Source organism: Streptosporangium sp. NPDC049248, assembly GCF_040678965.1.
Lineage (GTDB): Bacteria > Actinomycetota > Actinomycetes > Streptosporangiales > Streptosporangiaceae > Streptosporangium > Streptosporangium fukuiense.
This window is the reverse complement of record NZ_JBFAQY010000003.1, coordinates 321368-340947: the sequence shown is the minus strand read 5'-3', so window position 1 is coordinate 340947 and position 19580 is coordinate 321368. Positions and strand designations below refer to the sequence as shown.

Genomic DNA, 19580 nt, shown 5'->3' with positions numbered 1-19580 from the left:
CGGAGCGGCTCGGGCAGCTCCGGGATCCGGCCCTTCCGCCCGCCCAGCCAGGCCGCGAGCTCCTCGAACGCGTTACGCACCCGAAAGGAGGTTCCCGGTTCGAATGTCCGGGAAGTGTCCGACTCAGGGGCCGCTGTTTGCTTTCGATCGGTTCGGCGGGAATTTGGGATGACAGATTAAGCCGTTGCTGCTTGTCCCCTAAGTCCGGAGATAGATCTTCCTGGTCGCCCGTCACGCCCGCCGACACCTCGCAGAGCTCACGTCTGGCCGTTCACCGAAACAAACGTAACCCTGTTTCCGGCCTGGCTCTGAATGTCGAAGCAGACATGAATAACATTAACGGATATATGAGGATATTTCCCGCCGAATATCCCGCATCCTCTGATCGGCGAGGCGGGACCGCTCGTTCCGCCATGTCCGCCGGTACGGCGGTGCCGCGCTAAGATCGCGCTTCGTGCTTTCAGATAATTTCTGGCGGATTATCAGGATTGGATTAGTAGGTCTGGTTCTTGCGGCGGCGGTCGCGGGCCTGGTGCTCGGCGACGCCTGGCTCTGGGTGGCCGTCGAATGGTCGCCGCCTGCCTACGCGGGGTTATACGAAAACGGCGAGTTCGACACCCTGACGACCGCGGCGCTGCTCGTGGCCGCCCTGGTGAAGGCCGCGTTCCTCTGGCTGATCCTGCGTGCCCCCGCGCCCGGACCGCTGGACCGCCGGGAGAAGGCGCTGCGCCGGCTGCTGTATCTGGCGGTGGCGTACACCCTCGTGCTGCGCTACCCGATCGCGCTGCTTCCCGACGCGGTCGACGCGGCGTTCCAGCTCGCGCTGTGGACCGCGATCGACGTCCTCTACCTGCTGGTCATCCGCTGGCGGTCCCGCATGCTGCGCGCGACGGCCGGCGCGATGTTCGCGGTCAATCTGGCCGCGATAGCCGACGAACTGCTCGACGAACTCGACCTCCCAGAGCTCGGATCGGGCGACATCGCCGAACTGGGCTTCATGCTGGGCGGAGTGGCGACGATCGCCATCACGGTCATCGGGCAGTGGCGCGACGGCCGGTGGAGCCGCGGCACGCAGATCGCCGGGTGGTCGTCGGTAGGCTCCCACGCGCTGGTGATCCCGCTCAGCATTCTGCTCGGAAGCATCTCCGGCGGCTATCTGGCGATCCTGGTCACGATGGACGCGGTGTGGCTCGTCGGCACCGTGTGGATCGCGGCGACCGCCCGTGAACTGCCCGTTGAGGGCCGCCCGGCGGACCTTCCGCCCGCGCGGCGGCGCGTGCCCCGCGTCGCGGTGGCGGCCGTGGCCGTACTGCCGATCATCGCACTGGTCCACCCGGAACAGACCCCGCACCTCACCTACACCGGCTGGTCGATGGACTGCTATGACCGGCCCAGTTTCGGCGACCTGAAACCCGCGGAACGCGACGCCGCGTTCCTGTGCCGGGCGCGGAGCACAGATGGCGGGGTCCCGCCCATGTTCCCGGACAGCCTGTCGGACCAGGGGGTCCTCGCGTACGGGCGGGCGCTGTGCCGGACGAAGGACCGCGACGAGCAGGAGGCGATTCTGACGCGGGCCGGGAGCGCGCGGCCCGCCTGGGGCGCGGACCCGTGGGACCTCGTCTACGTCTGCCCGGAGGTCGTCGGCGCGACCCATCCCGAGCTGCTGCGGTCGACCGCGGAGACGGAGGCGGCGAACACCGCCTACATCGCCGAGGAGAACGCGAGGTGCCGCGACCCGTGGCCCCGGACGAAGGGGGTCGTCCAGGCCACGGCCAAATACTTCCTGTTCGCCGACGGCGATCACGGCTATCTGGTCCACGACCCCGGAGACGAAGCGGTCGGCGAGGCGGCGGAACGGGCGATAGACAAGCTCTACGACGACCGCACCCTCATCGGGGTGGCCGGCAGCGCGGTGCTCGTCGGGCACGTCGAAGACGTCGTTGATCTGTGCCTTACCGTGAAGGCCCTCCGCACCGCGCCGCCACGGCGGACGGCCGGGTGGGATCAGGTCAACGAGGTGCCGATCGTCAGCCGCAGCGGCCGGCTCACCGTGCCGGAGATGGGCGAGGGCGGAGAGGTGGGCGCGGGTGCCCCGATGCCGAACCTGGCGATCGCGGGGAAGGGCCGCTACCGGCTCCGTGTCTACGTGCGGGTCAATGCGGGAGAGGAGCAGCACCTGGTCGTCGTGTTCCCGGGCGCGTCGAGGAAGAGGCTCAAGCTGAAGCCGTGAGCGGTGGCGGGGCGCGCACTCACGCCACGGTGACCGAGGCGCGCCGCTTCGCCACGGCCGCGGGTCGGCGGGCCCGGAGCACTGCCGGCAGGCCGTGCACGGCCGCGTACCGCGTGGGAGAGAGCGTTCGGCGGCAGTGCCCGCCAGAGCCAGCAGGTCTCCGCTCGCGACCCTGGTGCGGGGCCCGGGGACGGCCACCACCGCTGTCAGCCCACCGGGCGGCCGGATCAGTCCACCTGCTCGGGCGCGAAGTAGTCACGCAGCAGGGCGATCTTCCCGTCGCGAAGGCGGAAGATCTGCACCAGCGACATGGTCGTGGCTCCCGCGGGCCCGTCGAAGGCGGTGTCGATCTCGGCGATGAACACATCCGGGTCGGCGGTGCCGTGCAGCACGTACCGGGAGGCATCCACGTTCACCGTGCGGTCGGTGTCCACCGGCCGCTCGTAGTACGCGGCCATTCCATCGCGTATCGCCTCGCGCCCCTCCAGGCGCCTCGGAAAGGCACGGCCGGCCGGAACGAGCGGCGCCTCGAAGACGCCGTCCGCGGTGAACATCTCGGCCAGTACAGCGGCGTTCCGGGTCATCCCGGCCCAGACATAACGCTCGAAGATCTCCTGCGGAGCTGAGGACACCGCGAACTCCTTCGCTTGGGGACGCGGAAAGCCATACCCCACCGTCAAACCTGCCGCGCTCCCAACGGGCGGCGGAACCGTCCGGCACCGTCTGAACGCCGAGACGTCCCCCTCGAAGAAGACGGGTACCGAGGCGATCACAAGTGTTGGGATTCTCCGGAGGTCCCGCTGGTCCGCCTGCCGCCCCAGCAGGGACGACTCGCCTTCCGGTCTTCGCAAAAGTCCCAGAACTTATGATCGGCTCAGTATCCGGCCTCGGATCACCCCGTACAGGGAGGTGATGCGGTTCGGTGGCAATTTCGGAGATGCCGGGAAAGTCATCGCAGGACTCCTTGATCGACGCGAGACAGAAGCATCGCCCTTCCCGTTCGGCAGGCGGAGAAGAGGGCTTCGGCGTTGGTCACATGGTCGGAACGGTGATCCTGGTGAGCCGCTCCGAGATCTGCCAGATGCGCTCGGCGTCGTCCGTGCCGCGTAGCGGGGAGTACATCCGCTGCTCGGCGGGCGGGCCGCCGAGGTCGCCGAGGCCCTTGGGTCCGTAGAGGGCGCCGGGCTTGGCGTCGGGGTCGGTCGCGGCCATGAGCGCGGGCAGCATCGCGGTCTCGACGGTGCCGACGAGGATGCCGCGGGCCGAGAGCGCGCGGATCAGGCGGACGCCGCCGGTGTCCTTGTCGCGGCCGAGCTCGGGGCGGGCGGCGAGGAGGCTGGTGGGGGCTACTCCGGGGTGGGAGAGGTTGCTGGTGATGCCCCACCCGTGGGTCTTGCTGCGACGGTCCAGTTCGAGACCGAAGAGCCCGAATGCGATCTTGGACTGCCGATAGGCGCGCATGGCGTTGTAGCCGCGTTCCCAGTTCAGGTCGTCCCAGTTGATGGCGCCGCGTTTCGCGGCGATGCTGACCTGCGATGTGACACGGGCCTGGCCTGCGCGCAGCAGCGGGAGGATGCGGCCGACGAGGGCGAAGTGGCCGAGGTGGTTGGTGCCGAATTGGAGTTCGAAGCCGTCCGCCGTGGTCTGCCGAGTCGGCGGGGTCATCACGCCCGCGTTGTTGATCAGAATGTGGATGGGCCGCCCCTCCTCGCGGAGAGCGTCTCCGAGGGCCTCGATCGACGTGAGCGACGACAGGTCGAGACTGCGCAGCGAGACCTTCGCGTTCGGGAGGCTCTGGCGGATCGCGGCGATCGCGTTCTCGCCCTTGCGGGGGTTGCGGACGGGCATGAGGACGTCCGCACCGGCCGCGGCGAGTCGCGCGGCCATTCCCAGTCCCATTCCGTCGCCGGCGCCGGTGATGAGCGCGCGCTTTCCGGACAGGTCCGGAACGGTGATGTCGATCGCTTGACGCGACATTGCTCTGCTCCTTGTGTTGTCGTCTCGGATCCACGGTCCCGGACGCCGCGTGGATGTTCCAGGGACTGCCGATCCATGGATGCGGGCTCATCCGCCTCGGAGACCTCGGAGAGGGGGATCAACGGTCCGTGGTTGCCGTCGCGCGAGGACGATAGAAACGGAGCAGCACCGCGAGCGGAGGGAATGCCATGATCGATCGCGCCGGGCTGGCGGAGTTCCTCCGCAGTCGTCGAGAAGTGCTGCAACCTGAGGACGTCGGTCTCCCGCGCGGTCCCCGCCGCAGGACGAACGGGCTACGGCGCGAGGAGGTCGCCACACTGTGCCACATGTCGACCGACTACTACTCCCGTCTTGAGCAGGAACGCGGACCGCGGCCGTCGAGCCAGATGCTCGCCTCGATCGCCCAGGGCCTGCACCTCTCGCTCGACGAACGAGACCACCTGTTCCGCCTCGCGGGACAGAACCCGCCCGCCCGCGGCGGAGTCGGCGAGCACATCAGCCCCGGCCTGCTGCGCATTTTCGACCGTCTGGACGACACTCCCGCGGAGATCGTCACCGAGCTCGGCGAGACCCTGCGGCAGACCTCGACGGGCGTCGCGCTCACCGGCGACACGACCCGATACACCGGGCCCGCCCGCAGCCTGGGCTACCGGTGGTTCACCGATCCAGCCGTCCGGCAGCTTTACGCGCCAGAAGAACATCCGTTCCTCACCCGGATGTTCGCCTCGGGGTTGCGCGAGATCGTCACCCTCCGCGGCCCCGGATCCCGAGCCGCACACCTCGCCGACCTGCTCCTCGCCCACAGCGACGAGTTCCGGCGCGTGTGGGACGCCCACGAGATCGGGATACGCCCTCGCGCGGTCAAGCACTTCATCCACCCCGAAGTCGGAGCCCTGGAACTGACCTGCCAGAGGCTGGTCGACCCCGACCAGGCCCACTCACTGCTCGTCTACACCGCCATTCCCGGCAGCGAGAGCCACGACAGGCTGAACCTGCTGTCCGTCATCGGCACCCAGACCCTTCACTGAAGAACAGCCTGGAGGCGATGGTTTCGGAGACGGTGAACGACAGCTGGGAGTGGTGGGAGGCGTCAGGACCACTCGGAGCCGTCGAAGGGATACTCGCCCGGCCGCCGCACCGCGAACTCCGGACGGTTCATGAAGCCCGCATGACATGCTTTTCGTGTTATTCGGCACCGGTAGCGGGAAGCAGGGCAGATGCGGTTACAGCGGTGGTGGTTGGCGGCCGCGTTGCTCGCACTCCTCCCCTCGGTCATGGCCTGGTTCGGCAGCGACGCCATCGCGAGCACCGGTCTCTTCTACTACGACTTCCACGTCATCGACGGGATCGGGATCCTCCCTCTGTCGCAGGGCCTTGGCATCGGTTATCTGGGCTCTGTCGGCGTGGACATCATGCGGGTGCTGTGGAACGCCGAAGTCGTCGTGCTGGCCTTCGCGCTCCCCGTACCCATGGTGGCCGTGGCGGCCTTGCTCCGGCGAAGGTGGCGGGATCGAACCACCCTGGTCCTGGCGGTCTTTCTCGGAATTCTCGCGGTGGTCAACCTCGCCGCCAACGTCGTCGGCCCCTGGTCGGACCTGACCCAATGCCCGCCGACCGATCACCTGTCTCTTCCCGACTGGTACTCCTGCTACAGGAACGGCACAGGGGTCGGCATTCCGCCCTTCCTCTACAGTCCTGCTTACGCCTTTGCCGCCTACACCCTGATCGAGATCCATCGTCGCCCGCTGTAACGCTCCGCCAAGTGGGATGCCCTTGGCCGATCGGCTCTGCCTTCCGATCATCAGACAGGATCGACGGCCCAACTGTGCTGAGCGGCGCGTGGTCGAGTACGAACCGCGAAGTGAGACCGGGCTTCCCGCCGCATGACGGACACCCGGCCATCGCATTCTGATCGTTCTCTTCGCACCCGTCTGCGAAACCGGCCGCCTGCCCTCTCCCGACGAGGCTCCACCCGTACGGCACCTGGCGGCCAGGCACCTCAACGCCGCCACCGGCCGCCTTCGAGGGGGGCGGATCCAGTCGGAGGGTCTCAGCGAAGTGCCTGGATGATGCGCTGTCTCAGCCGGCAAGCCGTGTGACCATTCCCGCCGCGGTTGCGTCTGCATGTGACGTGACAATCGAAACCGTTCGGGGGGCGACATCATCGAGGAGCTGTACCGCGAGCACTGGCCGCTCGTGTGCGGGTTCCTCCTGCGCAGGACCCGTGATCCGCATCTCGCCGAGGACCTGGCGCAGGAGACGTTCATCAAGGCGACCAGGGCGCTGCTCGGCTGGCGGGGGGGAGAACGCGGCGGCGTGGCTGCTCACGATCGCGCGTAACGCCCTGTGCGCTCCTTCGACCTGGACCGACCTCGCCCTTAGCACGCACCGCCTCGGCGAGCACTCGGACAATGCCTCCGTACAGACCGGAGCACGTCCCGATACTCGAACGTCCGGGGAGATGGTGATGGAGTCGAGAGCGCTGGCAAGAAGGACTGCCACAGCGGTCGGACCTCTCTGCGAATGGAACAGCAGGAGGCTCTGGCGCGGGCCGTTCGTAGCCACACGCCAGAACCTGTCTGCAAGCGTAGGCGAACCGGTCGTTCGGGGCGGGGGTGCGCAGGACGGGCGGGGTACAGCCTGCTGAGCAGACTCACACCGAGCACCGATCTCCCATTCGGCTTGACGACCGAGGGGGAGCAAGCAGACACTGACGGTGTCGTGCTCTCTGGGGCACGGAAGTGGCGCCGGGAACCCCCCGATGGAATCGCGAGCCCGGCGCTTACACCTTCTAAGGTCCGCTGCCGGATATCGAGGAAGCGGTCGGCGTCGCGCTGATTCAGCAGACCCAGCCGAGTCCGGATGTCTTCCGTTGTCAATGCGGCCTCGCACCCCGGCGGCCGCAAACCCCGAGTCGAGGCATCCTGCCGCCGCCGCGCCTGCCCTCTCGTGCGCGCACTGAACTTCCGGTTCACACGCGTCACACGATGGAGATCGACCGCACCTGGGTGTTGCCCTTGGTTTCGACATATACCTTGTAATCGCCGACGGTGTAAGTGCCGGCGGCGTTGTTGTCGATGGTGAACGTGGCCGTCACAGGAGACTCGCTGCCGTCGATGTGGGTCTGCTTCACCGTGATGGTCAACTCGTTCTTGTTGCCCTTCAACTTCTTCACCACCGCCGACGGCTTGGCATCGATGACCGCGTTGGCGACTGTCACGTAGACCGCGTCGGGCGAAGAGAACTCCGCGTTCTTTTGCCCATCACCGAACAGGAAGAAGCCCCGTTGTTCGATGGCTCCGCGCCCGGGGAACGGATCTGGGTTTGAGGCCAGGTACGTCGGATTGACCGTGTACAGGTCCGTCTTGGAATCCGCGAGGACGGCCTGCACCCCGGCGTACGGGGCATCGGTGATCGCGAGGTTGACCGACAGGTAGATGGCGTCGGGGTTGTTGGCCGAGATGCGCGAGGAGAAGTACTTGTCCGCATTCTGCCCCGCAGGAACGGCCAGCGGCACAACCGCGTCGCCGACGAGAATGTTGAACTGGAAGTCGCCGTAGCCACCGGCCACGAACTTCGCCCAAGCCGCGTCCGACATGTGGTCGGGGCGCTCCACCTTGAACTCCAAGCGCATCGGCGACACGTACGTGGTGTTCAGGTACTCGGTGTCGGTCAGGGGCAGGTAGACCCCTCCCGGGGCGTGCCCCAGCGCGAAAGCCGAGGCCGTCGGAGCCGAGTTGCCGCGCCCGTTCCACATCGGGATGTTGAACGAGGTGGCGCCGAGCAGGGCCTGGGTGCCCAACCGGCTCGTGCCGACAGCGGCCGACGCGTCCTTGTAGGTTCCGATCGTGACGTCGAGCAGGTCGAGGTCCGCCCGGTCGGAGTTCAGCCCCGGGATGCTTGCCCACATGAACTTGGCACCGGCGGGCCCGGAGTACCGGGCCATCTCCAGCATGCCATCGGCCATCATCTTGGTCATCTGCACTGCCGAGTCGACCTTCATCCGCTCGTTGGCCGTGTGCCACCAGCGCTCGTTACCCGGGATCACCGCGCCGAAGGCGGTCATCTTGTTGCGGAAGTTGCCGGCCAGGGTGCCGCCGGTCGTGCCCTGCGGATAGACCACGTCCCTGAGGGAATATGGATCCGCGAACTTCTCCGGGTTGCGGTTGATCGAGGCTTGGTAGCTCCCGAACTGAAGAGCCGTCAGCGGGTTGTCGTGAGTGACGTACAACCCGGCGCCGACGGGCGAGCCGAGGTTGCCGATGGTGAACCCCTTCGCCTGGAAGGCGGCCGTGACCGCCGTCGTTGCCTGGCTGGAGTCAGTCGCGGTGACGTGCATGCTGCGCACGTACATCGGCATGCTGAGGCTTCCGGAGGCGTCCGGGTAAAAGCTCGTCGGGGTCTCCGAATTGATGCCTCCCATAAGGGCAAAGGTCAGGTTCGGGGTGCCGTTGCTCGGGTTGCGCAACAGGCTCGCCGGGATGCCCATGTACTTGCCGATATAGGCCTCGCCTTCGACACCGTCGCGGAAGAACAGGTCGGCGATGCCGTCGGCGGCTTTCTTCAATTGCATGTCGGCGGCCGTGGTTCCCAGTGCGCCGAGTCCCTTGGAGAGGAGGAACATCCCCCACACGACGGCATTCCTGCCGTACTGCGGGGTCGGCATCTCCATCGCCACATCGGTGTTGATCTCCAGCGTGAGCGAGTCGCCGGTGATCATGGTCTGCACCTTGGGGGTGGTGCGGGGAGCAGCCGGGAGCCAACCCTTCGTGGTCGCGGCGGCGGTGATCGCCGCTACGAATCGGTCGCGCTCGGCGGAGCCGGCCCCCGCCACGTCGAGGGTGAAGATTGCCCGGGAGGCGATCTGCGTGGTGCTGCCGTAGGCGATGTCCTTGAGCGTCGGATCGCCTTCACGCAGGGTGACGCCGGCTGTGGCATCCGTCAGCCGGAAGGCCTTGGTACTGTCTGCGGACAAGCTCATCGACACCGACGGGGTCACCGATCCGGAGTTGCCGACGATGACCGGGAACCGCGAGTCGGAGGTGTAGGCCGCGATCGGGATCTCCTCCCGATTGAGGTTCTTGTAGGCCCAGTTGTCGTAGAAGCTCGGGTTCGAGTTGTACGGGATGGACTGGAAGGTGGCGGTGTTCGTCGTCGAGGGCGTGCCGGGACCGCCGTCTTCGTAGATTCCCATGACGATGCGGATGCGTCGGTCGAGGGGCAACCCCGCCTTGAGCAGCGCCTTGGCCGCGAGCAGCGTCGCCAGCGTCGGACCGCTGTCGTCCTGCACGCCCGCCCCGTAGACCCAGCCGTCCTGGACATAGGGCGAGTGGTACGCACCAGGAGTGCCGAGGTTGCCATCGGCGTTCCGCCAGCGCGCCAGCTGGGCCGGCGAAACGGAAGCCGTCGGCGAGTCGAGGTGGCTCAACGCCATGACCATCTCCGGGGCGTCCGGATCACCGATCTCTGCGTAGACGTACTTGTCGGGCTGGCGTTGGACGACCACCGGGAAACCCAGGTCGGTGGCCAGCTTGACCACCCAGGCGAGCTTGGCGACCTTGCGGTCGTACTCGTTCTGGTTGGCTTCGGTGTTGCTGACCGGGAAGGGGTACGCCGTCGCGGCCGTGCCGCCTCGGGAGATGGAGTCGTAGCTCGACCCGTCCAGCATCGCCCCGATCAGACTGAGCGGGTCGTAGGTGCCGTCCCCCGCCCGCGCGCTGTTGACGCGTCCAGCCAACGCCTCGACTTCCGCGTGGATCGCGTCGCGCTCGGCGTCGGTCACCGACAGATCGTAGGTGACACCCGGTTGGAAGCGCTCCTCGCCGGAGCTGGTCGCGGACGCGTCAGCCGCTACCCCCGTGGACAGGAGCAATGACACGCCAAGTGTCAGCGCAAGAGGCTTCTTCCGCGTCACCGCGATCTCCCTGAATGGTCAGACCCAAAAACGTCGGATGATCTTCGTTGTACGCGAGACCTTTTCAGGCCCTTCCCAAGCTTGTCAATATCGAATGGATTCCCACTCGGGCGCGTCGGACAGCGCCTGGCCGACCGGCTCGGCACTACCCCCGGCCACGGACGCCGCTCTCGCCCCGCCGGCCCCTGAAGGGATGAGGGACACCGTCAGGTCCCTGCGGCACGCACCGGGGACAACAGCCCGCGGAGCGGCCATCGCCCCGGGAAACGGGACCGTATCCAGAGATCAATCCTCGTTCTACACTCGGTACGGCCAGCCCCCCGGCCTCGTTCCATCTGGCAGGACACGAAAAAGCGGAAGGGAACATGAAAGAAAAAGAGGAGCGCGCCGCGCGGGTTTACGAAAGAACCAGCACCCTCGCGACGGGAAACGTGCTGGCGCAGGGGGCGAGCGGGTTCTTCGGCGGCGGAGCGAACCTGGTCGTCGACGTGATCGCGATTCCGTTCTACATCGACCTGTGGAACGACGTACGGAGCATCTACGGCAGGGGCCACATCACCGCGGAGGCCGCCAAGGAATACCTGAAGCCGAACATTCCCTTCCTCGCCCAGGACCTGCTCTGGGACAAGCTCGTCGGCTCCATTCCCATCGTGGGGATTCCGTTCAACATCGCCTTCGCCAAGGCCCTGACGTGGCGCCTCGGCGCATGGTTCGGCATGCTCTCGGCAATCGGCGGGGACAGTACCCCCAACGAGAAGATCACCGCGTCCACGATGGAACTCACGCGCAGAATCTTCCCCTCGCTGGGAGACACCTTCAGCTTCAAGGCCCCCGACAAGGACGTCTTCGTCTCCTTCGTCGCCTCCGTGGACGGCTTGACGCATCAGGAGGCCCAGAATCGGGCCGAGGAGGCACTCCGGGTACTCCGCGGCGAAAAAGACACCCCGTCGTAACGCCGTTCAGGAGCTGATCCAGCACGTCGACTCCGTGCGTCCGGAACGTCTCCGCGAAGATCGGCTGCCCGAACGCCCGATGCGGATCGACCACCACATTCGACGGCAGACAGCTCCGCAGCCACAGGCCGGCAGGAAATCCGTCCTCGGCGAGGTTGAGCCGCTTCTGCCACCTGGCTGCCAACTGGCGCGATATTCGATAGCGATCGACAGGAGCGACGACGCAACTACGATGGGTAATGCGCGGTCGGGTACGAACCGCGAAGTGAGGCCGGGCTTCCCGCCGCATGACGGGCACCCGGCCATCGCGTTTTAACCGCCCCCTTCGGGCCTGTCGACACTCACCGACCTCAGCACCTCTCCCAGCATGTCCACGTAGACGGAAGTGCGGCCCAATACCTGGGCCGCCGCCGCTCCCACCACGATGTCCGCCGGCCAGAGCAGCGGTTCGTCGGCCGGACTCCGATGCTCCAGGGTGAATCGGGGCGGTCGCCCTGCCGGTCCGCCGAGGACTCGCCGGTCCGCCGCGTTCTGCGCATCCTGGCGGCGATCGAGGATCAGGTGACGGACTCCGGTCTCCAACTCCAATGCCATCCACCGAAGTGCCCTTGCCCGCGCCGCCTCCTTGCGGCCTGGAGCGTCGACCATGATCATCCAGTGGATGGGCGGCAAGGATCGTTGCCCGGTCAGGGATGGCGTGTAAAACTCGGGGCGTCGAGAACTCCGAGGGCAGCGGGCGAAACGAGGTGGGCGATGTCCCGTCCGTGGGAGGCCGATCCAAGCGCCGAGCTGCGCAGACGGCTGGGGAAGTCCGCACAGGAACTCGGCAACACAACGGCCAGCCCGGACTGTCCTGATATCTGGGAACTCTCCAATGGCGACATCGCCGTCATCGGCCGCGACCTCACCGACTCGTACCGAAATCGGCTCCCCGACGGGGTAACTCTCACCCACGATGAGCGTCTCGTGGTCATTCCCAGAAACCAACTCATTTCCGCTAAACGGGATATACCAGATGCTTGATCATCTAACGGGATATCAGTCGGAGAAGCTCAGCGCCGACGAATACCTCTCGGACTTCTGGCCGTACTTCCAGAAGCTGGAGGGGGTGTTCTGGAAGCTCGAATGCCGCCAGTCGTTCAGGGAACCGCGCAACCCCAGCTGGCAGGCGCTTGACCGGGGAGACTGGCATGAGGCGCTGCGCATCATCGACGAGACCGCGACGGAGATCCAGGCCCCGATCCTGGACTCCCCGGGCTTCCCAATGCACCGCCTGCGCCTCGTGACCCGGCCGTACACCCCCTACCTGCGCTGGGAGCTGCACTTCATCCGGCTCAGGGCACAGGCCGGAGAGCGGATTCGGGTCCTGGACACCGAAGCACTGGGCCAAGGCCGGCGGCCCCTGCCCGAGCTGGTCATCCTGGGCTCGTCGGTGATGTACGAGGTCGTCTACGACCAGAGCGGCACCCTCAGCGGCGCCCGCAAGATCTCAGACCCCGCTCTGATCGAGTCCTGCAGGCACGACGTCGAAGACCTCTTCGCCCGAGGCGAGGACCTGCTCACCTTCCTGGACCGGGACCGGGCCGCGCTCCCTCCCCCGTTATCGGACGCCACCCACGAGTCCCGGTAATGCGAGGCCGGCGCCTGCTCAACACCATGTCCGACGGCGGGCGCCGCTTTCTCACCATCACCTTGCTCCTCGTAACGGTGCTGGCGGTACCCGGCTTCGTGGTGCTCTCCCCGCTCTTCCTCACCCTGCTGAACGACCAGGTCACCGACTGGGGCAGGCTGAGCGACATCGGCCAGACCTACGGTGCCGCGTCCGCGGTGCTCGCCGTGTTCGCGCTGATGGGCGTGACGGTGTCGCTGATCCTCCAGGCGCGCGAGAGCAAGGCCAACCGCGAGCAGACCTTGCGGGCTCTCCACGGTGACCTGATGCGGATGGCCATGGAGGACCCGCTGTACCGGGCCTCCTGGGGCGCCTTCTTCACCTCGGAGGACACCGACGCGCAACGCGCGCACATGTACGTCAACATGATCGTCAACCACTGGCTGATGATGTGGGAGCTCCGCTCCATCACCGAAGCACACCTGCGCGCGGTTTCCAGCGTTGTGCTGTCCGGCCCCATCGGTTGGAAGTTCTGGACCGATGTCAGGGAAAGGCGGACGCTGAGCGCCGGAACCCGGCGGGAACGCCGCTTCAACCGGATCCTCGACGAGGTCTACCGTACGGCTCCCGCCCCGCCCCGGGGTGCTCTCCGGTCCAGTTCGCAGAGCCCTCCCACCGGCGCCTCGATGATGAAGCACCTCACTCATCCGGTAGGCCGGATCTTCCTACTTCTGGGCTTGCTGGCCGTCGTCGCATCTGCGGTAAGGCGGCTGACCCGCTCCCGGCCCTCTCCCAGGTCCCTGACCGGGTGAGCCCTTCGGCTCTCCGGACGTTGGTCCGGAGTCCGGAGTCAGGGTGCACCAGACGATTTTGCCGCCAGGGGTGGGGCGGTAGTAGCCCCAGTCGGCGGCGAGGAGGTCGACGAGGTGGAGGCCGCGGCCGTTCTCGTCGTCGGGGGTGGGGTCGCGGACGACCGGGGTGAGGGGGCTGGCGTCCCAGACGCGGAGCACGATGGTCTCGCCCATCCGGTAGAGGTCCATCCAGATCTGGTCCGGATCGGCGTAGCGGATCGCCTTGGCGGCGTCGGGGCACGCGGCGTGCGCGGTGATGGCGTTGGAGACCAGCTCGGAGGCGATGAGCTGGGCGGTCTCGATCAGGTCGTCCCGGTGCCAGCTCTCCAGTACGCGCCGGACGTGCACCCGGGCGTAGTAGGGCGAGGTCGGGAAGACGGAGAGTTTGAGGTACTGCGTGCTGCTGGTGGCACCGGTCATTTCACCCGCTCCTGGTTGGTACGTCGGGCATAGGACCGGCACCGTTCGCAGCCGGGGACGCCGCGCTTCCCCACGGGGGACGGGGGCACGGTGCCGGTCCTACGGGAAGTACGGCCGGGGAGCGTCGCAGATGTATCGCCGGTCGTACCACTGAGGCCGGACGGACACCCGGTACGGGGTGGGCCGCCTCGGGAGGGAAGATCGCCCGCCCGGCCGTCTGGGGAAAACATGCGTTTCGCCTTCCAGTAAGAACCCAACCTGGAAGGGTTGACTCTGTGAGCATGCAGCATCACTTTAAGTTAACGCAAGGGCTTCATTTGTATCTCACACATGATCCGGAAATGCACCGAACGCGAGAGAGGTAGGGAATGGGCGAAAAGGCACCCTTGCCATCCAGCAAACGTCAACCTCCCACGGTGCGTCTGCGACGCCTGGCATCCGAGCTACGTCGCCTTCGTCAGGCCGCCGGACTCTCCCAGGATGACGTTGTGGAGAAAACCCACGTCAATATCGTCACGCTCTACCGAATCGAGACCGCCCAGACCAAACCGCAGCTCAGGACGCTCATAGCCTTGCTCGACGTCTATGGCGTCACCGACGACACCCGCGCCGACCTGATGGCCCTGCAGAAGGAGGCCAAGCAGCGCGGCTGGCTGCACGGCTTCGAAGCGAACCTTCTCGGCCAGTACAGCGCCTACATCGGCTTGGAAGCCGAGGCCCAGCAGACCATCAACTACGAATCGCTGTTCGTCCCCGGACTCCTTCAGACCGAGGACTACGCGCGAGCGGTGATCCGAGGCGTGCGACCGACCGCCCCTGACGACGAAAACGAGCATCGGGTTACCGCACGGATGCAGCGGCAGGCACTCCTGGAGGGAGACACACCGATCCGACTGTGGGCGATCCTGGATCAAGCCGCTCTGTGCCGGAAGGTCGGTAGCGACGCCATCATGCGCGATCAGATCGCACACCTCGCTCAGCAGGCCAAGCGTCCGCACATCACCGTTCAGATCATCCCGTTCTCCGCCGGAGCCCACCCGGGAATGCCCGGCAGCTTCATCGTCCTGAAGTTCGGCCCGGATGCCCCCGATGTGATCCACATCGACAGCATGGCCGGCGACTTATTTCTTGAGAAAGAAACGGATATTCAGAGGTATAACCAGATATGTGAGCACCTTCGCGCGATAGCGCTCAGCCCCGCCGACACGGCTGCGCTACTCGCATCTCTCCACAGAGATCACTAGCGAAAGGAACCGAGATGCAACCAGATCTGTCCGGTGCACGCTGGCGCAAGAGCACCCTCAGCGGCGACGGCCCGAGCTGCGTCGAGATGGCCTTCGTCGGCAACGACGTCGCCGTCCGCGACACCAAGAACCGCGACGGCGGAACCCTCATCTTCCCCCGTAACCAGTGGACCACCTTCATCAACGGCATCAAGAACGGCCACTACGACAACCTCGTCTGACTTCCAAAGAGTGAGAAAACAAGGTCCAGGACCCTGACCTCCTCCTCGCCTCCGGCACAAGAGCAGCCCGAGCGGTGGCGGAGCGATCCACGTTGAGGCCGTATTCGTCGACGGTCCCCTCGCCGTCCGCGACACCAAGAAGCATGACGGCGGAACCTCCACGTTCCGCCGGATCGAACGGGCCGCCTTCGTCGGTGAGATCGGGAGCGACGGCTTCGGCGAACTCACCTGAACGGCGAAACCATCCACCGAGAACGGAGGCGTTCCCCCGAAGGTCGTCATAGAGCCTCGGAAGACGAACGATTTTCGGGAGAACGCCTCCGAGTCGGTGTTGATCGTGTTAGAACAGGTCCAACAGCATGGTCAGTTGGTGGACTTGACGGTCAGGTGTGGGCCGAGGTATCCGATATAGATTTTTCCGGTCCCGTGCACGTCATCGTGAAAATATAGTCGCGGCGAACTCATTCCCGCATTTCCACCGATATAAATATGCGACCACATGTGGATGCGCCTCGAAGGATCAACTTCAGGCGGAACAGGCAACTCTCGCTGACGACGCATCTTGACATTATTGTGCACCGTCTTCGATTCGTCCGATTTAACTTTTCCTGCGGAAATAGCGGAAACGCCCGAAGGCGGTTCGGAACACCATCTCCGGAAGTCTCCGTTGAACTTCCCCTCGGCTACCGTTTCGGCATAATCCTGAAATGCGAGGACGACCTGCCAGGCGGTCTGGGCCCATGTCGACGACTGCGCCTTCTCTTCAAGTTTCCACACCGCGTCGGCGTCTCCGGTGAACTCGACACGATCGAGCTCGGCCAGCCGATCCAGAACCTCCGGCAGCTGGGTGGGAAGGCTGGTCGGCTCTTCGGCTGGCACATACGCCTCAGCCGCACGCCCGGCGTCCTTGAGCCGCCTTCGCAGGACACGAACCCAGTCCGCCAGTTCGGCGATCTTCTCATTGGCCGCTTCCAGGTCTGCTGAGACGTCCACCAGATCGCTCTGCGAGTCAGCGATCTCTTCTCGAAATTTCTTCTCCTCATGTCCTGCCATTTCGAGAAGATCCCGGAGTTCGCTGTTCTCCCGGTGAAGGTCCGTGACCTCCCGCTGAAGGGCTACAGGAGACGGGCCGACACTCTCCTCCGGCACGGGAGGCGGCTTGGGCCAGTTGGAGGTCGCGGCGACAGCCGTACGGGCCAGCCTGCTCAGCGGCCCAGGCAGGTGGCCATCGGCCGCCAGCCGCCGGGGAAGCCCCGTGAGAAGCTGCCTAGCCCGGCGAGCGTCAGTCTGAATACGCGGTTCGGACAGCACCCGATGGCGGACCGCATCCTCGTCGACCGCCAGATCCAGGCCGGGGAGATAGGTCCGCACCGCGCCTCCCCAGACGCCGAAAGCAGCACCCACGGCTTCGTTGAAAACGGCTTCCGCCAATGGTTCGAGGATGTAGAGGCTCGCGAGGCCGGGCAGGAACCTTGTCACCTCCTCAACCTTTCCGCGCCACGTGTGAAAAGGAATATGGCTGTGTGATGACGCCACCACGGCGGGAAGCCGCCGCTCCTCGTCGGTGAGGATCTCCAGCAGCTCGTCAACTCTGTCAGGTCTGATGAGAATGGGATTCGGGGTCAGCTCGGCCCAGTGGTCGCGAGCGTTCACAGCCGCCAGCAGTTGACGAGCGATACCAGGAACAGCGGCCTGTACAGGCTTGCGGTCCTCATCCACCTTGTCGGCGGTTCGCACATACTCGACATCGAGCCAGAACCAGGTGAGCGGTTCCGCGTTCCTGGGCTTCGGCGGCGCGTGAACGACCAATGAACTGAGCCAGTATCCATCGTCCTGATACTCGCGAAGCTGCCACTGCCGGGTCTGCGCACCACTCCCATCCGAGCTGGCATTGTGGAGAAATATAATTCCGCTACCCAGCCGTGCTCGCCCGGCGTCATAAGCGGAGATGTCGATATCTTTGCGTTCAGCCTTCTTGATCAACCACGAGCGTAATTCTCTGGTGGCGTCGATGAATGCGTCGGCCGGCTCCTGGGCAGTATGGAAGACAGTACGATAGCGGCCGGATGTCACCATTCCTCCTGGCTACCGGCTGACTTTGGTTTCATCTGGAAGCCTTTCAGGGGAAACAGCGGTCACTATTCGATACTGGTAACAGGGAACGAGATCGGATCGCCTTCCCAGGGCTGGGGAGCGACGACGGGGCACTGTGACAGCGGCTGGGCGTCGACCTGCTCGCGTTCGAGCATCTTGTGCCAGGCGTCGAGAGTGCCGGAGACCAGGAACGGCCCGATGGGGATCACGACGGTGTCGCTCTCCACCCGCACCGGCACGGTCACGCCCGCGATCTCCAGGTCGCTGTCCAGACCACTGTCCGCGGCCTGGATCGCGGATTCGAGGTCGGCGAAGCTGAACGACCCGGTCCAGCCGGACTCGTCCTTCTTGGCGTTGACCACGACCTGGCCGGTGTCCCAGGAGCTCTGGTAAAGGACGAACTCGACGGAACAGCCCGCGAGCGGGTCGGACGTCACCTCGGTCTCGTCCATCCAGGTGGGTCGGAAACGATTGAGCAGGCCGGTCATCGCCTGAGCGAGCAGGACCCGGCGGGCGTCCAGGAAGTCGCGATAGGCATCGGCATGACGGAGCGACTCCTGGTACGGCACGAAATGGGCCGCGAGCTCAGACTCCGTCAACAGCGGTGGCTTGGGGTCGACGAAATAGTCACTGGGCGAGCGATCGCTGATCTTGCGGTTGGCCTTGCCGGAGATGAACGCCAGGTTGGCCAGGTCGTTGATCTCGGTCTTGCTGTAACCGTTCCGGTGACTCTTCAACGTCGACTGCGGGTGGATGTGGTGATACTCCAGCTTCTGACCCGCTTCGGCGGTCGCGGAGATCTCCGTGGCGTACCACCAGTCCTGCGCGCCGGCGTTCTTGGCCACCAGAAAGCTGAGAAAGAAGTAGGGACTTCCGACCGTACGACCGACCAGGTCCTGAGCCGTCACCTCGAAGTGGCCACCCCGGACGCCGAGGTTGGCGAGGAGTTGCTTCACCGGCTCGGGACCGCGCGCGGCCGGGATGTCCTGGCCGAGCCGGGTGTCGGTCGAACCGCTGTAGCGGTTGCGGATGCTCGCGAGCAGGAACCAGTAGATGATCCCGTTGGCCGTCTCGCCGTCCAGTCCGGTGTCAGGCCGCTCGCCGAGCAGCACGATGAGCGGGAGCAGCGCCACATGAGAGGGGATCAGGTTGCTGTTCCCGACCTTCAGATTCTCCCGGAGCAACGGGACGAGGTGACGCAGACCCCGCTGGACGGCGGCCCACCCGTTCTCCAACTCCTCGTCGCTGGCGGCGACGAGCCGACCGTGGGACCACGTGGACAGACCTCTGCCCAGCACGGTGCCGGTCAGCGCCCGGGTCAGGAAGGTGACATCGAGGTCCTGGTAGTGCTGCTGAGCCCAATGGGCCGCCTCGTCCTCCAGCTTCTTCAGCACCCCGGTCCAACGGGCCGACAGGGTCGCCAACGCCAGGTCGCTGGTCTTGAGCGGACGGCCGCTGTTCACCCGGACAAAGATCTGTGCGATCTCCTCGTACGGAAACTCCGTGAGGATCTCCATGTGGAAGGCACGATTGCGGGTGGCGGCCAGCCGCCCCAGCCGCTCACCGATGAGATCCGGATCGAGCGCCGGCACTGCGGCCTGCGTCGTGCTGATGAGCCGGTACAGCTTGGCGTCGGATCGGACGACCTCGTGCACCTTGATCCAGCGCGGGTCCTTCGCCGTCGCCGCGCTCTGGTTCTGGAACGCCTCGGTTTCGACGTTGAACACGATCTGGGCGTCGGGGTGATCGCTCAGCACCCGGTGGAGCGAGGTCAGCCGCTGTTGCCCGTCGAGGAGGAAGAGCGGCTGCACGGCAGGAGCAGCCTGCTCCCCGCCGATCGCGACGTCCCGCGTGGCGGGTTCCTCCAGCGTGCGCCAGCACAGCAGCGATCCGCTGGGATAGCCTCGGTAGAGCGACTCGATCAGCTTGGCGACCTGGGTGGGTTTCCAGACGTAACCACGCTGGATCTCCGGGAGCTTGATCTCTCCCCTGGAGATCTGGTCCACCAGGGTCTGAACATCGCGCTCTGTTTTCTCCACCGGCATGCGGGCTCCATGCGATCAGTCG

The 19580-nt window shown here is 65.8% G+C and carries 17 protein-coding genes and 1 pseudogene; 11 read left to right on the top strand and 7 right to left on the bottom strand.

What is annotated here, in order from left to right; genetic code table 11:
- The first annotated feature begins 454 nt into the window (after window positions 1-454).
- Entirely contained in the window at window positions 455-2230 is a 1776-nt protein-coding gene (locus AB0K21_RS08215; RefSeq protein ID WP_364148773.1) for a hypothetical protein, read from the top strand.
- Between the two features lie 227 nt (window positions 2231-2457).
- Here the strand turns inward: AB0K21_RS08215 and AB0K21_RS08210 are convergent, their stop codons facing one another.
- Together AB0K21_RS08210 and AB0K21_RS08205 are read right to left on the bottom strand one after the other, a co-directional pair.
- Window positions 2458-2862 carry a nuclear transport factor 2 family protein gene (locus tag AB0K21_RS08210; RefSeq protein ID WP_364148771.1) on the bottom strand — a complete coding sequence of 135 codons (405 nt, stop codon included), beginning with the start codon at window positions 2860-2862 and terminating at the stop codon, window positions 2458-2460.
- Window positions 2863-3262: 400 nt separating this feature from the next.
- Window positions 3263-4207, bottom strand: a complete 945-nt coding sequence (locus AB0K21_RS08205; RefSeq protein WP_364148769.1) for an SDR family oxidoreductase — start codon at window positions 4205-4207, stop codon at window positions 3263-3265.
- A 188-nt stretch (window positions 4208-4395) separates the two neighbouring features.
- Here AB0K21_RS08205 and AB0K21_RS08200 point away from each other — a divergent pair, with 188 nt between their 5' ends.
- From AB0K21_RS08200 to AB0K21_RS08190, 3 genes are all read left to right on the top strand, one after another.
- Window positions 4396-5235 carry a helix-turn-helix transcriptional regulator gene (locus AB0K21_RS08200; RefSeq protein WP_364148767.1) on the top strand — a complete coding sequence of 280 codons (840 nt, stop codon included), beginning with the start codon at window positions 4396-4398 and terminating at the stop codon, window positions 5233-5235.
- A 189-nt stretch (window positions 5236-5424) separates the two neighbouring features.
- A complete protein-coding gene (locus AB0K21_RS08195) occupies window positions 5425-5958 on the top strand; it encodes a hypothetical protein (RefSeq protein ID WP_364148765.1) in 534 nt (177 codons plus the stop codon).
- A 445-nt stretch (window positions 5959-6403) separates the two neighbouring features.
- Entirely contained in the window at window positions 6404-6547 is a 144-nt protein-coding gene (locus AB0K21_RS08190) for a sigma factor (protein ID WP_364148763.1), read from the top strand.
- Between the two features lie 640 nt (window positions 6548-7187).
- Here the strand turns inward: AB0K21_RS08190 and AB0K21_RS08185 are convergent.
- The gene (locus tag AB0K21_RS08185) at window positions 7188-10121 is read right to left on the bottom strand and encodes a M20/M25/M40 family metallo-hydrolase (protein WP_364148761.1); all 2934 of its coding nucleotides are present in this window, start codon (window positions 10119-10121) and stop codon (window positions 7188-7190) included.
- A gap of 365 nt (window positions 10122-10486) precedes the next feature.
- On the opposite strand from AB0K21_RS08185, the gene AB0K21_RS08180 reads away from it, so the two are divergent.
- Entirely contained in the window at window positions 10487-11074 is a 588-nt protein-coding gene (locus AB0K21_RS08180) for a hypothetical protein (protein WP_355627109.1), read from the top strand.
- 312 nt (window positions 11075-11386) lie between these two features.
- Here the strand turns inward: AB0K21_RS08180 and AB0K21_RS08175 are convergent, their stop codons facing one another.
- The gene (locus tag AB0K21_RS08175; RefSeq protein ID WP_364148758.1) at window positions 11387-11722 is read right to left on the bottom strand and encodes a hypothetical protein; all 336 of its coding nucleotides are present in this window, start codon (window positions 11720-11722) and stop codon (window positions 11387-11389) included.
- Window positions 11723-11827: 105 nt separating this feature from the next.
- Here AB0K21_RS08175 and AB0K21_RS08170 point away from each other — a divergent pair, with 105 nt between their 5' ends.
- Genes AB0K21_RS08170 through AB0K21_RS08160 form a run of 3 tightly spaced genes read left to right on the top strand, consistent with a single transcriptional unit; the run spans window position 11828 to window position 13495 of the window.
- Window positions 11828-12097, top strand: a complete 270-nt coding sequence (locus tag AB0K21_RS08170; protein WP_364148756.1) for a hypothetical protein — start codon at window positions 11828-11830, stop codon at window positions 12095-12097.
- Window positions 12090-12704, top strand: coding sequence for a DUF6879 family protein (locus AB0K21_RS08165; protein ID WP_364148754.1), 615 nt, complete (start codon window positions 12090-12092; stop codon window positions 12702-12704). Before AB0K21_RS08170 ends, AB0K21_RS08165 begins: the two co-directional genes overlap by 8 nt.
- Window positions 12704-13495 carry a DUF6082 family protein gene (locus AB0K21_RS08160; protein WP_364148752.1) on the top strand — a complete coding sequence of 264 codons (792 nt, stop codon included), beginning with the start codon at window positions 12704-12706 and terminating at the stop codon, window positions 13493-13495. Before AB0K21_RS08165 ends, AB0K21_RS08160 begins: the two co-directional genes overlap by 1 nt.
- Here the strand turns inward: AB0K21_RS08160 and AB0K21_RS08155 are convergent.
- Window positions 13409-13954 (bottom strand): ATP-binding protein, encoded by a 546-nt coding sequence (locus AB0K21_RS08155; protein ID WP_364148750.1) that lies wholly within the window; start codon window positions 13952-13954, stop codon window positions 13409-13411. The genes AB0K21_RS08160 and AB0K21_RS08155 overlap by 87 nt on opposite strands.
- Before the next feature lie 416 nt (window positions 13955-14370).
- Here AB0K21_RS08155 and AB0K21_RS08150 point away from each other — a divergent pair, with 416 nt between their 5' ends.
- From AB0K21_RS08150 to AB0K21_RS08140, 3 genes and pseudogenes are all read left to right on the top strand, one after another.
- Window positions 14371-15198 (top strand): helix-turn-helix transcriptional regulator, encoded by an 828-nt coding sequence (locus AB0K21_RS08150; protein ID WP_364148748.1) that lies wholly within the window; start codon window positions 14371-14373, stop codon window positions 15196-15198.
- 14 nt (window positions 15199-15212) lie between these two features.
- Window positions 15213-15419, top strand: a complete 207-nt coding sequence (locus AB0K21_RS08145; RefSeq protein WP_364148746.1) for a DUF397 domain-containing protein — start codon at window positions 15213-15215, stop codon at window positions 15417-15419.
- Window positions 15420-15486: 67 nt separating this feature from the next.
- Window positions 15487-15651, top strand: a pseudogene (locus tag AB0K21_RS08140) (DUF397 domain-containing protein); the annotation flags it as partial.
- A 131-nt stretch (window positions 15652-15782) separates the two neighbouring features.
- Here the strand turns inward: AB0K21_RS08140 and AB0K21_RS08135 are convergent.
- Window positions 15783-17495, bottom strand: coding sequence for a hypothetical protein (locus tag AB0K21_RS08135; RefSeq protein WP_364148744.1), 1713 nt, complete (start codon window positions 17493-17495; stop codon window positions 15783-15785).
- 62 nt (window positions 17496-17557) lie between these two features.
- Window positions 17558-19558, bottom strand: coding sequence for a DUF262 domain-containing protein (locus AB0K21_RS08130; RefSeq protein ID WP_364148743.1), 2001 nt, complete (start codon window positions 19556-19558; stop codon window positions 17558-17560).
- Window positions 19559-19580 lie beyond the last annotated feature (22 nt).

Excerpts from the sequence above, each read along its gene's own strand:
- AB0K21_RS08165 (WP_364148754.1), top strand. The coding sequence starts at position 12,090 with ATGCTTGATCATCTAACGGGATATCAGTCGGAGAAGCTCAGCGCCGAC.
- AB0K21_RS08135 (WP_364148744.1), bottom strand. The coding sequence starts at position 17,495 with ATGGTGACATCCGGCCGCTATCGTACTGTCTTCCATACTGCCCAGGAG.
- AB0K21_RS08170 (WP_364148756.1), top strand. The coding sequence starts at position 11,828 with ATGTCCCGTCCGTGGGAGGCCGATCCAAGCGCCGAGCTGCGCAGACGG.
- AB0K21_RS08175 (WP_364148758.1), bottom strand. The coding sequence starts at position 11,722 with ATGGTCGACGCTCCAGGCCGCAAGGAGGCGGCGCGGGCAAGGGCACTT.
- AB0K21_RS08205 (WP_364148769.1), bottom strand. The coding sequence starts at position 4,207 with ATGTCGCGTCAAGCGATCGACATCACCGTTCCGGACCTGTCCGGAAAG.
- AB0K21_RS08200 (WP_364148767.1), top strand. The coding sequence starts at position 4,396 with ATGATCGATCGCGCCGGGCTGGCGGAGTTCCTCCGCAGTCGTCGAGAA.
- AB0K21_RS08180 (WP_355627109.1), top strand. The coding sequence starts at position 10,487 with ATGAAAGAAAAAGAGGAGCGCGCCGCGCGGGTTTACGAAAGAACCAGC.
- AB0K21_RS08195 (WP_364148765.1), top strand. The coding sequence starts at position 5,425 with ATGCGGTTACAGCGGTGGTGGTTGGCGGCCGCGTTGCTCGCACTCCTC.
- AB0K21_RS08130 (WP_364148743.1), bottom strand. The coding sequence starts at position 19,558 with ATGCCGGTGGAGAAAACAGAGCGCGATGTTCAGACCCTGGTGGACCAG.
- AB0K21_RS08160 (WP_364148752.1), top strand. The coding sequence starts at position 12,704 with ATGCGAGGCCGGCGCCTGCTCAACACCATGTCCGACGGCGGGCGCCGC.
- AB0K21_RS08145 (WP_364148746.1), top strand. The coding sequence starts at position 15,213 with ATGCAACCAGATCTGTCCGGTGCACGCTGGCGCAAGAGCACCCTCAGC.
- AB0K21_RS08155 (WP_364148750.1), bottom strand. The coding sequence starts at position 13,954 with ATGACCGGTGCCACCAGCAGCACGCAGTACCTCAAACTCTCCGTCTTC.